Origin of the sequence: Streptococcus mitis, from assembly GCF_905187495.1 — a bacterium.
GTDB lineage: Bacteria > Bacillota > Bacilli > Lactobacillales > Streptococcaceae > Streptococcus > Streptococcus mitis_CU.
Genome location: NZ_CAJJIB010000029.1, coordinates 24,698 through 37,933 on the forward strand (window position 1 = coordinate 24,698; position 13,236 = coordinate 37,933).

Consider the following 13,236-nt stretch of genomic DNA (forward strand, 5'->3'; position numbering starts at 1 on the left):
GTCACTTCCCTCCCTCTGTTAAACTAAAGAAGACTTCTTCTAGTGAAGAAAGATTTTTCATCACTTCTTGTAAAGTCCCTTTTATAAGAACTTTTCCTTTATTTATGATGACGACATCATCTGTTACTGCTTCCACTTCCGATAATATATGAGATGATAGCAAGACAGTTTTCCCTTCTTGAGCTTGTTTTTTTATAAACTCTCTAAACCACCGAATTCCTCTTGGATCCAACCCATTAGTCGGTTCATCCAATATCAGATATTGAGGATTTCCTAATAGAGCTGTTGCAATTCCCAAGCGTTGTCCTTCTCCTAATGATAATTTCCCAATTTTAGATTTTTTCTTATGACTAATATCCACCATATCCAAGACTTGCTCAATTCGCTGACTGGATATCCCATTACTAGCAGCAACAATTTTCAAATGTTGATAAACAGTCCGATCATCAGGAGCACCTACACTGTCAAATGAAGCTCCTACAGTCTTTAGAGGAAATTTTAATTCCTTATAAATTTGATCTCCAATTTTGGTAAGACCAGATGTTGCTTTGTCTAATCCTAATAAAATACGTAATGTTGAACTTTTACCAGCTCCATTTGGACCCAGGAAAGCAGTCACTCTACCTGCTTTTGCTTCAAAAGAAATATCTTTTAAAATTTGAGTTTGCCCATACGACTTACATAAATTTTTAATGATAATACTTTGTTCCATGGTGTTCTCCTATTCTATTTAATATTTCTAAAAGTAACTATATCTTACACATTCTTTTTCGGATTTTTTTCAGAATTTAGAGAGTAAAAAAGATTTAAAATTTTGTTTCATTTAATTATCTAGATTTGTGTAAACTTAAAAGCCCGATGTTTCCATCAGGCTTCTTTTTTATCCATGTACACGTTTCATATAGTCTTGATAACTTTCGGTATCCATGAGTTTTTTAGCGTTTTTCACGCGGTCTGCTGTTGGTGGTTTAACCCCTTCGAGGGAATATGGAATTCCCAGTTCACGCCACTTGAACTCACCCATGGTGTGATAAGGTAGAATTTCAAACTTATCCACATTTTTGAGGGTCTTAACGAACTTACCAAGTTCAATCAAGTCATCATCTCTGTCTGTCAAACCTGGAACTAGCACGTGGCGAATCCAGACAGGTTTTCCAATATCTGATAAATACTGGGCACAGGCCAAGATATTTTTATTGGTTTGGCTAGTGACAATCTTGTGCTGTTCTTCGTTGATTTCCTTGATATCCAAAAGAACCAAGTCAGTGACAGCCATGAGTTTGTCAAACTTCTCAAGGTAACGTGGTTTATTACGGAAAGGAAGGGCACAGGTATCCAAGGTACAGTGGATTCCTTGTTCCTTGGCCTTGGTGAAGAGGGCAATCAGGAAATCAATCTGCAAGAGAGCTTCTCCTCCACTGACTGTAATCCCACCCTTATTTCCCCAGAAACCGCGGTAACGCAAGGCCTCTGTCAAGACATCATCTACCGTCCGTTCACGTGATTTATTGGACTCCATAGCCCAAGTGTCAGGGTTATGGCAATACTGGCAACGCATGTGACAGCCCTGCAAAAAGACAATAAAGCGAATACCAGGCCCATCTACTGACCCAAAGCTTTCTGTCGAATGCACCATTCCTGTCACTTGTCCATAATCAATTGTTTCTTCAGACATATCGTTACCTTCCTTGAAAACGTTTTATAGTTTTATTATATCACGACTTGAAGGAAAAACAAGATTTTTGCCTATTTTTTAGAAAGCAATCTGTTTTTCAATTTCATTTTCAATTACTTATCATTTTATTCTTCAAAATCAAAACCATACAAGGTTGCAAAATAGTCCTCAGGACGCTCTGCACGGCGGATTTGACGGGCTTTGCCTTCTTCAGTATAAAGGATTTCCGCAGAACGCAATTTGGCATTGTACTGGTAGCCCATTGAAAAACCGTGAGCACCTGTATCATGAATTACCAGCAAATCACCTATTTCTGTATGAGGCAGTTCGCGATTCACTGCAAATTTATCATTGTTTTCACAGAGTGAACCGACTACATCTACCACCTCAACTGGTCCATCTGGATGTGTCAGATTGGTGATATGGTGGTAGGCTCCGTACATGGCTGGACGCATAAGGTTGACTGCTGATGCATCCACACCTAGATAGGTACGGTAAGTTTTCTTCTTATGAGTGACTCTTGTGACTAAAGCACCGTGAGGTGCCAACATAAAACGACCCAATTCGGTAAAAATCTTGACCTGACCAAGACCTGCTGGCGTAAGAACTTCTTCATACACCTTACGAACTCCCTCACCAATCAAGGCGATATCGTTCGGCTCCTGGTCTGGACGATAATTGACACCAATACCGCCAGAAAGATTGATAAAGTCTAGCGAAATGCCCAACTTTTCCTTGATTTCAACAGCCAATTCAAAAAGCTGACGAGCCAACTCTGGATAATAGAGATGGGTAACAGTATTAGACGCTAGGAAGGAGTGAATTCCAAAAGTCTTGGCTCCTTTTTCCTTCAAGATGGCAAAAGCTTCAAAGAGCTGATCCTTGGTCATGCCAAACTTGGCTTCTCCAGGATTGTCCATGATGTCTGTCCCCAGTTCAAAAACGCCTCCAGGATTGTAACGACAAGAAATGATTTCTGGAATGCCTGCTGCTCGCTCCAGGTGTTCAATATCTTCAAAGGCATCCAAGTTAATGGTCGCACCCAATTCACGCGCATAGGCATATTCCTTATCTGGCGTGTTGTTTGAAGAGAACATAATTTCAGAACCAGGGAAATCCAGTTTATGACTCATCAAAAGCTCTACATAACTAGAGCAGTCCACACCACAGCCTTCCTCTTGGAGAATTTTCAAGATAGCTGGTGTTGGAGTAGCCTTAACTGCAAAATATTCCTTAAAGCCCTTATTCCACGAAAAGGCTTGGTTGACAGCTCTTGCCTTCTCACGAATTCCCTTCTCATCATACAAGTGAAAGGGAGTCGGGAACTCGGCAACAATCTTTTCTAAGTCTTCTTTATTGATAAATGGTGTTTTCATAAGTTTCCTTCTATTCTATTTGCAAAGAAAGGCTGGGACAATCGTTCCAACCTTTAGTTCTATCTCTTATTTATCTTCGTCAAAGATATTACCAACCTCAACATCGATGGCTTGGTTCTTGACATCAATATTGGTTACCTTCAAGAGTGACTTGTAGTCAAACTGCTTTTCGCGTTCTTCTTGGGCATTGTCCGCAAAGACCGCTACACCTGCCAATTCTGAATCAAACTCACGCAAAAGGCTGATCATCCCATTGACAGTTCCGCCACCTTTCAAGAAGTCATCCACAATCAAGACACGGCTGCCTGCCTTGAGACTACGTTTTGAAAGGAACATTTTCTCAATGCGGTCACCACTTGAACCGGATACATAGTTGACGCTGACAGTTGAACCTTCGGTAATTTTCAGGTCACGGCGCACAATAACAAAAGGAACATTGAGGACATTGGCAACTGCATTTGCAAGTGGAACACCCTTAGTCGCTACTGTCATAACCGCATCAATTTTTTGGTCCATAAAGCTCTTGGCAATAATGCGACCAATATTTTTCAAGATAGCTGGTGTGCTAAGCAAATCAGACAGGTAGATATAGCCACCTGGCAAGATGCGGTCACTTTCTGACAGCTTGGCACGCAAGTCCTCAACCATTTCCTTGGCATCATGGCTTGAGATTGATGGTGTAAAAATGACACCACCACCAGCACCAGTTACTGTCTGGATATGACCGATTTCAATTTCCTCAAAGGCGCGTTTGATAATGACGATATCCTCTGAGATGGATGATTTAGCAGATTCATACTTTTCAGCAAAAGTATTGAGACTAGTTAGTTTATAAGGATTATTAATCAAATAGTTGGAAATGACAACCATCCGATCACTTCTTCTTAATTTCATTTCTATTTCCCACTTCATTTAATTTTGATATTTTATCTATTATACCATATTCACATAAAAAACGAACATTCTTATTCTAAAAATGCTCGTTTTTCTTAAATTATTAATCTAAATCTGGTTTATAGAAGGAACGATTGTCCATAGCGAAGATTTTATTGGTCATCTCTCCTTTATCCACCAAAGCAAGAGCTGTTGACATCATCATCATGCTTGCATCCAGATTATCAATCATATGGATAATCTCTGCTTCCATAATGCGTGGACGGACTGGACTTCCATACTCAAGCAAGCCATGGTGACTAAGGATGACGTGACGAAGCAGAACGACTTCTTCCTTGGTATCATCAATACCGAGTTCCATCACTGTCTTGGTAATTTCGCTATCAATCAAAGCAATATGCCCAAGGAGATTACCTCGCACTGTGTACTCGGTCTGGTCTGGCCCCGTCAACTCGATAACTTTGGCCAAGTCGTGCAACATAATCCCTGCATAGAGCAGACTCTTATTGAGCTGAGGATAGACTTCGCTAATAGCATCTGCCAAACGCACCATGGTCGCCGTATGATAAGCCAAACCCGTTTCAAAGGCATGGTGATTAGTCTTGGCAGCTGGATAGGAGTAAAATTCCTTATCATATTTGGTGTAGAGCTTTCGGACAATCCGTTGCCAAACAGGATTTTCAATTTTAAAAATCATTTGCGACATGTAGTCACGGATTTCCTTGACATCAACTGGCGACTTGACCTTGAAATTAGCCGGGTCATTGGGTTCACCAGGCTGAGGCAGGCGAAGGGTAATTTGATTGACTTGAGGGGTGTTGTTATAAACTTCTCGGCGTCCTTTCATGTGGACAACCTTACCTGCGGTAAAGGCCTCAACGTTATGAGGTTGGGCATCCCAGAGTTTCCCTTCAATCTCGCCACTATCATCTTGGAAGGTAAAGGCTAGGTAGTTTTTCCCAGCTCGAGTTTGCCTCAGGTCAGCTGACTTGATTAGGTAAAAGCCTTCAAATAGCTCATCTTTTTTCATGTGACTAATCTTCATATTCTTCCTCATCTTCTTGGAAATGGAGTAGATCAAGCGCAGGCTCACCTTCTGACAACTCAATGTGACGGAGCGTCCGCTCGATAGCTGTGGTACGACGGTTTAATAATTCATCAATATTGCCAGAGGCATGTTGGAGGTGTTTTTGTGCCTTGACCAGAATGCCACCAAACTTACCAAACTCGGTCTTAACACTGGCAAGAGTCTTGCTGATATGGTCGGCACTCTTTTGGATATTGAGAGTCTTGAAGCCAACTGATAGGGAATTGATGAGAGCTGATAGGGTACTTGGACCTGCGACAATAATCTGCTCCTCCCGTCTCAAGTCATCAAAGAAGAGCGGATTGCGGACGATTTCTGAGTAGAGACCTTCTGTCGGAACAAACAAAACTCCAAAATTGGTAGTCCGAGGTGGTGCTATGTACTTGTTCCTGATATCCTTGGCAAAGCGCTTGACGCTTGCTAAAAGCGACTTACGACAGCGTTCGATTTCGTCCTTGTCACCTGCTTCATAGGCTTCTTCCAAGCGGTAATAATCTGCCAGTGGAAACTTAGAGTCAATTGGTAGGTAGACGTATTCCTGGTCTCCTTGTCCGGGCAACTTGATGGCATACTCCACTCGCTCACTAGAGTTTTCAACTGTTGCATATTCTCGTTCATACTGGGCAGGAGTCATGATGTCTTCGATGATTTGCCCCAGTTGCAATTCTCCCAGAATCCCTCGTGTTTTGGTTCCAGAGAGAACCTTGTTGAGGGCGCCGACATCACGGGCAACTGTCTGCATTTCTCCAAGACCACGATTGACAGACTCCAGTTGTTTGGAAACTGTCTCAAAGGAAGCCTGCAAGCGTGTCTGCAAGGTTTTTTCTAGTTTTTCCTCGACTGTTTGGCGCATTTGTTCTAGACGTTGCTCATTGGATTCCTGTAGGGCTTGAAGACGTTGGTCGGTCTTGTCTCTGGTTTGGAGGAGATTCTCAGTCATTTCTTGACGTACCTGAGTTAAGCCTTGGTGCAACTCGATTCGAACTTCTTGCAAACGATCGCTGACAGCCACTTCCAAATCTTTTTGATCTAGCTGACTGGCTTGTCTGGCTTGTTCAAAGCGGTAATCCAACTGGTCTGACAAGTGATCTGCCTGATCCTCCAAGCTCTTACTGAGATGTTTTTCCTGCTTATCCTGTCTTTGCCAAATCAGAAAGAGGCCAGCTAGGTTGGCAATCAATAATAGAACAAGTAAACTTTCCATTCTACCTCCTGTCCTTACTATGTAGCACAACCACATAGCCATCTGGGCAAGTCACCGACACTTCCCTATCTATATATTCGTTAGAAGCGTACACTTTTTTAAAGAAAAAATTTTCCTCTGTCAACTCATACTTAGCACCGAGAATAGTCAGCTGGCTATCCCGAACTGGCATAAAGGCTAGATAGTCATAGTCTAAACGAGGTTCTAACTGACTGGTCCCTTCTGGACAATAGGCAATCAAATTTTGCCCATCTTCAATCGCTATCTGGCGCATATAGGGAGCCAACTTAGGATTGCTAGGTAGAAAGACGTTAGCTAGCATATGATCAATACGACCACCCAAAGCACCGAAAATAGTGACCGCAGCCTGAGGATTTTGCTCAAAGATGGTTAAGAGAGCCAGTTCCAAATCTGTATCATCTTTTTCTGGTCGGGCTTGGACAAAATGCTGGGCACGTTTTTGAATCACCTGTCGCTCTTCTTCCGTCACAGAATCAAAATCTCCGACTGCTAGAGCAAGAGGCAAATCTTCTTCCAAGACCCAGAGAGAACCTCGATCCACACCGACAAATCTATCAAAGTCCGTCCGGTAATGACCGCGGTCTCCGCCAGCAAAAACAGCAACCCTAGTCCAGTTGTTTTCTGAGAGTTTGTACTCGCTCATTGACTTCTCCCTTAAAGACATAGGAACCTGCTACAAAAACAGTCGCACCAGCTTCTTTGGCCAGAGCAATAGTTTGGTCATCAATCCCGCCATCCACTTCGATTTCAAAGTTCAAGCCTTTTTCCTTACGAAGTGCAACCAACTCACGAACCTTATCCATGGTTTCTGGCAGAAAGGCTTGCCCACCAAAACCTGGATTAACCGTCATGACTAAAACTTGGTCAACTAGATGAAGGACGTGCTTGATAGCTTCAACTGGTGTGCCAGGATTGATAACAACTGAAGGCTTAACTCCGAGTGAACGAATTTTTTGGAGGGCACCATGAATATGGGGTGTTGCTTCCACATGGATGCTGATGATATCCGCTCCCGCACGCGCAAAGTCTTCTAAATGATGCTCAGGATTAGCTACCATCAAGTGGCAGTCAAAGACCATCTTGCTATGAGGGCGAAGAGCTTCGACCACACCTGCACCAAAACTGATTTGTGGCACAAAGTGCCCATCCATGATATCGATATGGGCATATTCTGCCCCAGTTGCTTCTAGGCGTTTGATTTCACGTTCAAAGTTGGCATAATCTGCTGCCAGAATTGACGGAGCAATCTTGTATTGAGACATAGGTTTCTCCTTATTTTGGAATTTTTTTGCTGACTTTTTTATAGGTTTCTCTGCGATTTTCAATCTCACTGAGGAATTGCAGGTAGTTGTCAAAACGGAAGGTGGCAATGGCACCCTCTTCTACTGCCGGCTTCACTGCACAGGACGGCTCATGGGTATGGGTACAAGTGCGGAACTTACAGTCGCGACTGACACTAGCAATCTCCGGAAAGGCCTGGTTTAGCTCTTCAGCACTTGATACTTCATAATCTAGCGACGAAAAACCTGGTGTATCTGCGATTTTGCCACCATTGAGATTGTAAAAACTAACAGCTCGAGTAGTATGGCGACCACGGCCTAGACTATCAGAGATTTCTCCCGTCTCTAGATTGAGGTCAGGTGCAATTTTATTAAGTAGGGTTGACTTCCCAACACCTGTCTGCCCCATAAAGACTGTCACTTTGGCTGTCAACAAGGGTAAGAGTTCCTCTTTACTAGTCACAAAATCGTAACCAATAGCACGATAAGTCTTCTCGTAAAAATCCAGTTCTCCCCCATCTTCCAGTAAGTCCATCTTGGAAATATAGACGATAGGATGAATGACCTTATGCTCTAAAAGAACCAAGAAACGATCCAGCAAGTTGCTATTAAAGTCAGGTTCTTTAACGGACATAATGACAACGGCTTGGTCAATATTGACAATGGGTGGACGAACCAGACTATTTTTTCGTTCGTGAATTTTGAGGATATAACCTTCGGAATTTTCCTCTGCAGAAAAATCTACCCAATCCCCAACATAGGGTGTGTGGCCTTTTTTACGAAAATTCCCACGCGCGCGTGTTTGATAAACCTTGCCTTCACTCTCCACATAGTAGAAACCCGCCAAAGCTTTAATGATTTGTCCCTGCATCTTAGAGTCCTTGTCCTTTAAGCGCATCTGCTAGACTGGCAAATTCTGCCAAGCTGAGAGCTTCTCCACGTACAGATGGTGACAAGCCTGCTTGATCCAAAGCCTTGGTCAGTTTGTCCTTGATTTCCTCAGTTTTCCCAAAGTAACCCGTCAAGTTATTCCACAAGGTCTTACGACGATGAGTAAAACTAGCCTTGGAAACTTTAAAGAAGAAGTTCTCATCTTTTACTGCTACAGCAGGTTCTGGACGCCGCACCATTTTTAAGATAGCTGAATCTACGTTTGGCGCTGGCACAAAGACCGTACGAGGCACGATAAAGGCAACCTTGGCAGTCATATAATACTGAACTGCAATTGACAAGCTACCGTAAGCCTTGGTATTTGGCTTAGCAGAGATACGATCTGCCACTTCTTTTTGCATCATGACCACAAACTCACTAAAAGGAATCCCACTCTCGATTAAGTGCATGAGAATAGGCGTCGTGATGTAGTAAGGTAAATTAGCCACTACCTTGATTGGCAGGTCAGGATTTTTGAAATTCTGGATATGTTGCGCCAAATCAACTTTGAGAATGTCCTCGTTGACTACGGTAACATTGTCAAAATCACGCAAGGTATCTGCCAAAATCGGTACCAAACGATGGTCAATTTCAAAGGCCATGACCTCTGCTGCACGCTCAGCCAGAAACTCGGTCAAGGCACCAATCCCTGGCCCGATTTCGATGACATTAACCTGGTCATCAATCTCAGCCGTATCCACGATTTTTTGAAGAATATTGGTATCCGTCAAGAAATTTTGCCCGAAGGACTTTTTAAAGGTAAAACCGTGACGCTCCAGCACTGCCTTGGTCACGCTGTAATCTGCAATTCTCATCTATTCTCTTTTCTAATATGAACGACGATATATCCAAACAAAATCATTTCCTCTAGAGCCCTGATGAATCAGGTCTTTTAAATAAACATTTGGATTCGTCAATTCTTTTGTTTCGGTATTATAACTTGTTACTGTCTGCCCACCATGTCGTAGAAGCCATTCCGTATCCAATCTAGGCAGATATCTGTCCTTTTGAAGAAAACTACAAAACTCCTCAACTGTCATATCCTTCGGGACATCAAGATCCATCTGATGAGAGAAAACATCATCCCCCATGCAGATAGATTCTCTATCAACTCGTATTTTCATTTCACTCTTTCCTTGTAAACATCTATTTAAATATTATCAAAGTGAATCCCCTGACATAAATCTACTTACTTATATTGTAACACATTCCCCTTACATTTGGGGTCTGCTTAGCTGTTCTCATAAGATTTCATGGTTTCTTCCACTTCTGCCAAGGTAATCCCAAACAACTCTAGGCGTTTGAGGAGTTGCTTGCCGTTGGAATAGCCGATTCGGAGAGCCTCTCCTAAATATTCTCGTCGCTTACGGCTATCTGCTCCTGCTAGAAAACCAAGGCGAATCAAGTCGGTACGACTGATGTCAAACTGACTCTCATGTTCAAATTGTTCTGTCACCTGAGCTAGAGCCGTTTTCAGATCTTTATAGCTGGCATGCTCAATTCCCAGAGACCGCCCCTTGGTCTTGGACTTGGGAACAGCTTCATCTCGTTTGAGGAAGGCATGCTGAACTGTTGGGATGGCCGTCATAATCATGCGGCGAATCCGCTCCCCATTAAAATCTGGGTCTGTAAAGACAATGACTCCATGAAGCTCATGTAGACGCTGAATACGTGCAATATCTTGCTCATTGATGGCAGAACCTCGTGTCTCATAGGTCTCTACATCGAAATAACGTTTGAGATTGGCCGTATCATCGCGACCTTCGACCACGATGACTTGAGAAATTTTTTCTTTCATTACTTGCTGTCCAATCCAAAAATTCGCTCAGCATTTGCGGTCGTTGACGCTGCTAACTCCTCGGTCGTCATGTCACGCAAATCAGCGATAAAGTCAACCACATAGCGTGTGTAGGCTGTTTTATTTTCTCGACCACGCTTGGGTACAGGTGCTAAGTAAGGCGCATCCGTTTCCACCAAAATCTTGTCTAAAGGAAGTTCTCTAGCAGCTTCTTGGATATCAGTTGCCTTCTTGAAAGTCACCACTCCTGAAAAGGAAATGGTCATACCAAGCTCGACAAACTTCTCTGCCCATTCAAGAGTTCCCGAGAAAGAATGCATAATGCCACCTCGGGAACCAACTCCCTCGCTCTTGATAATCTCATAGGTATCTTCCAGCGCATCGCGGGTGTGAACCACAAAAGGCAAATCCAAGTCCTTAGATAGCTGAATCTGACGGCGAAAAACCTGTTCCTGTACCTCTTTTGGCGCTGTCATCCAATGATAATCCAAACCAATCTCACCTAAAGCAACAACCTTGGGATGCTTGAGCTTATCAAGCAAGTAGGCTTCAATCTCCTCCGTGTAAGTCCCTGCTTCTGTCGGATGCCAACCAATAGTCGCATAGAGCTGGTCATACTCATCTACCAACTCCAAGGCACGCTCAATCGTCGGTTTATCAAAACCCACAATATTCATCTGTGTCACACCCATCTCAGCAGCCAAGGCAATTTCTTCTGCCTCACGACCTGCAAATTCTTCTACATTCAAGTGTGTATGTGTATCAAAAATCATCTCTTCTAACCTCGTTTTCTATCTACTATTATACCAAAAAACTGTCCTCTCTCCTCATCTGGAAAAAATATTCTAAAATCCATCGTCCTCTCTTGACGCTATTTTCTCAAAGCAGTATAATAGCACTTATTGAAATTTTCAGTAAAGGAAAATACCATGTTTACAAAATTAAAACAGACTTTTATCGGTCGTCCTCTCAAGTCCTTAACCGAAGGCGAGGGAGGTCTGCTGGGAAAAATGCAGGCCTTGGCCATGTTGTCAAGCGACGCTCTATCTTCCATTGCCTATGGGCCTGAGCAAGTAGTCCTCGTCTTGGCTAGTCTCTCTCCTCTTGCGATATGGTGGAGTCTTCCTATCGGCCTCTTTGTCCTCCTGCTCCTAGCTAGCCTGACCGTCTCCTACCGTCAAATCATCCATGCCTACCCTCAAGGAGGAGGGGCCTATATGGTTACTCGAGAAAATCTATCTCCCGAACTTGGCTTAATTGCTGGAGGTAGTCTGCTGGTTGACTACATGCTGACTGTGGCGGTATCGGTGTCATCTGGAGCCGATGCTATCACAGCAGCTCTCCCTGCTCTCCACCCTTACAACCTCCACATTTCCATTTTTCTAGTTTGTTTGCTTATGCTCTTGAATTTACGGGGCTTAAAAGAATCTGCCAGTTCACTGATGATTCCTGTCTATCTCTTTATCATCAGTACTGTCTTTCTCTTGCTCTATGGAATCTTTCAACTAGTAACTGGTTCTCTCAGCTATCAGGCAACTTCTCCTATCGGGCATGCTGTACCGAGTCTGTCTATCGTTCTCATTCTAAGAGCCTTTACCAGTGGTTCTGCCTCTCTGACAGGGGTTGAAGCTATTTCAAATGCCGTTCCCTTTTTCAAGGCTCCGAAAGAAAAGAATGCAGCTCAGACCTTGACCATCATGTCACTGATTTTAGGTTTTCTGTTTGCTGGTATTACCTTCCTAAACTACTGGATGGGAATTATGCCGCAACACGGAGAAACCATCCTCTCACAGATGGCTCAAGGTATCCTTGGTAATTCCTTCTTAGGCCACCTTGGCTATTATACCTTCCAATTCTCCACAGCCTTAATTTTGGCCGTAGCTGCAAATACCGGCTTTTCGGCCTTCCCTATGCTAGCTTACAATATGGCTAAAAACAAATACATGCCCCATCTCTTTATGGAAAAAGGAGACCGCCTAGGCTACTCCAATGGAATTTTAACTCTGGCTTTTGGGGCTATGATTCTTCTTCTCATTTTTAATGGCAACACCGAACGCTTGATTCCTCTTTATACTATCGGGGTTTTCGTTCCCTTTGCCCTTTCTCAGACTGGGATGATTCGTCATTGGAAAAAGGAAAAAGGAGCAAATTTCTTAAAACCTGCCCTTGCCAATATCCTTGGAGCTATCATTTGCTACGCTATCGTGCTAATCCTGCTCTTTTTCCGTCTCAGTGATATCTGGCCTTTCTTCCCGATTATTCTCGTACTCACCCTACTCTTCTTGGCGATTCACAGTCATTACCAAAAAGTGGCCCAACAACTACGACTCTATGAAGGCATCGAAAAACGTACCTACGATGGAAATCTAGTTCTGGTCCTAGTAGGGAATGTCACCCGTGTAAGTGTCGGAGCCATTAACTACGCTCAAAGTATCGGAGATGAAGTCCTAGCCATGCACATTTCTACTAAGGAAACAGCAGAGAAAGACCAAGAAATTCTCCAAGAATTTGCCGATTACTTCCCAACCATTACTCTGAAAAATATCAAAACCAGCTACCGCGACATCATCACGCCTACTGTCAAGTATGTCAAACGTATTTCCGAGGATGCCCAGAAAAAGAACTATACAGTCACTGTTCTGGTACCCCAGTTTATCCCTAATAAACCTTGGCAAAATATCCTGCACAATCAGATGAGTCTCAAACTCAAATACGCCCTTCGTTGGCACCAAGACGTCGTTGTCGCTAGCTACTCTTATCACTTAAAAGAATAAAGAAAAGGCCCTACCAGAAGCAAGAAGCTCTGGTAAGGCCTTTTTCTGAATCCAGTCACTATGCTTATACTCAATGAAAATCAAAGAGCAAACTAGGAAGCTAGCCGCGGGCTGCTCAAAACACTGCTTTGAGGTTGTAGATAAAACTGACGAAGTCAGCTCAAAACACTGTTTTGAGGTTGCAGATAGAACTGACG

The 13,236-nt window shown here is 43.2% G+C and carries 14 protein-coding genes; 1 reads left to right on the forward strand and 13 read right to left on the reverse strand.

Annotated features, from left to right (window positions below; all coding sequences use genetic code 11):
• Position 1: 1 nt before the first annotated feature.
• The 13 genes from JQ843_RS04540 to JQ843_RS04600 all read right to left on the reverse strand — a co-directional run bounded on the left by JQ843_RS04540 (position 2) and on the right by JQ843_RS04600 (position 11,038).
• Positions 2-712, reverse strand: coding sequence for an ABC transporter ATP-binding protein (locus JQ843_RS04540; RefSeq protein ID WP_203212998.1), 711 nt, complete (start codon positions 710-712; stop codon positions 2-4).
• Between the two features lie 168 nt (positions 713-880).
• Complete coding sequence (gene pflA, locus JQ843_RS04545; protein WP_001288288.1) at positions 881-1,675, reverse strand: pyruvate formate-lyase-activating protein; 795 nt, start codon at positions 1,673-1,675, stop codon at positions 881-883.
• 125 nt (positions 1,676-1,800) lie between these two features.
• The gene (locus tag JQ843_RS04550; RefSeq protein ID WP_203212999.1) at positions 1,801-3,051 is read right to left on the reverse strand and encodes a diaminopimelate decarboxylase; all 1,251 of its coding nucleotides are present in this window, start codon (positions 3,049-3,051) and stop codon (positions 1,801-1,803) included.
• Between the two features lie 66 nt (positions 3,052-3,117).
• Positions 3,118-3,945 carry a pur operon repressor gene (gene purR / locus JQ843_RS04555; RefSeq protein ID WP_004238844.1) on the reverse strand — a complete coding sequence of 276 codons (828 nt, stop codon included), beginning with the start codon at positions 3,943-3,945 and terminating at the stop codon, positions 3,118-3,120.
• 103 nt (positions 3,946-4,048) lie between these two features.
• The gene (locus JQ843_RS04560; RefSeq protein ID WP_203213000.1) at positions 4,049-4,990 is read right to left on the reverse strand and encodes a 3'-5' exoribonuclease YhaM family protein; all 942 of its coding nucleotides are present in this window, start codon (positions 4,988-4,990) and stop codon (positions 4,049-4,051) included.
• Positions 4,980-6,236 carry a DNA recombination protein RmuC gene (locus JQ843_RS04565; RefSeq protein WP_203213001.1) on the reverse strand — a complete coding sequence of 419 codons (1,257 nt, stop codon included), beginning with the start codon at positions 6,234-6,236 and terminating at the stop codon, positions 4,980-4,982. The genes JQ843_RS04560 and JQ843_RS04565 overlap by 11 nt, the downstream gene beginning before the upstream one ends.
• Position 6,237: 1 nt before the next feature.
• Positions 6,238-6,900: a thiamine diphosphokinase gene (locus tag JQ843_RS04570; RefSeq protein WP_031237001.1), complete on the reverse strand. Its 663-nt coding sequence runs from the start codon at positions 6,898-6,900 to the stop codon at positions 6,238-6,240.
• On the reverse strand, positions 6,863-7,519 hold the full coding sequence (gene rpe / locus JQ843_RS04575; protein ID WP_023947063.1) for a ribulose-phosphate 3-epimerase: 657 nt from the start codon (positions 7,517-7,519) through the stop codon (positions 6,863-6,865). Before rpe ends, JQ843_RS04570 begins: the two co-directional genes overlap by 38 nt.
• 10 nt (positions 7,520-7,529) lie before the next feature.
• On the reverse strand, positions 7,530-8,408 hold the full coding sequence (gene rsgA, locus JQ843_RS04580) for a ribosome small subunit-dependent GTPase A (RefSeq protein WP_203175247.1): 879 nt from the start codon (positions 8,406-8,408) through the stop codon (positions 7,530-7,532).
• Position 8,409: 1 nt separating this feature from the next.
• Complete coding sequence (rsmA, locus tag JQ843_RS04585) at positions 8,410-9,282, reverse strand: 16S rRNA (adenine(1518)-N(6)/adenine(1519)-N(6))-dimethyltransferase RsmA (RefSeq protein ID WP_203175249.1); 873 nt, start codon at positions 9,280-9,282, stop codon at positions 8,410-8,412.
• Between the two features lie 12 nt (positions 9,283-9,294).
• Positions 9,295-9,591 carry a hypothetical protein gene (locus JQ843_RS04590; protein WP_203175251.1) on the reverse strand — a complete coding sequence of 99 codons (297 nt, stop codon included), beginning with the start codon at positions 9,589-9,591 and terminating at the stop codon, positions 9,295-9,297.
• A 107-nt stretch (positions 9,592-9,698) separates the two neighbouring features.
• A complete protein-coding gene (gene rnmV, locus JQ843_RS04595; RefSeq protein WP_203213002.1) occupies positions 9,699-10,265 on the reverse strand; it encodes a ribonuclease M5 in 567 nt (188 codons plus the stop codon).
• Positions 10,265-11,038, reverse strand: coding sequence for a TatD family hydrolase (locus tag JQ843_RS04600; protein WP_203213003.1), 774 nt, complete (start codon positions 11,036-11,038; stop codon positions 10,265-10,267). Before JQ843_RS04600 ends, rnmV begins: the two co-directional genes overlap by 1 nt.
• Before the next feature lie 156 nt (positions 11,039-11,194).
• Here JQ843_RS04600 and JQ843_RS04605 point away from each other — a divergent pair, with 156 nt between their 5' ends.
• Complete coding sequence (locus JQ843_RS04605) at positions 11,195-13,039, forward strand: APC family permease (protein ID WP_203213004.1); 1,845 nt, start codon at positions 11,195-11,197, stop codon at positions 13,037-13,039.
• Positions 13,040-13,236: the final 197 nt, after the last annotated feature.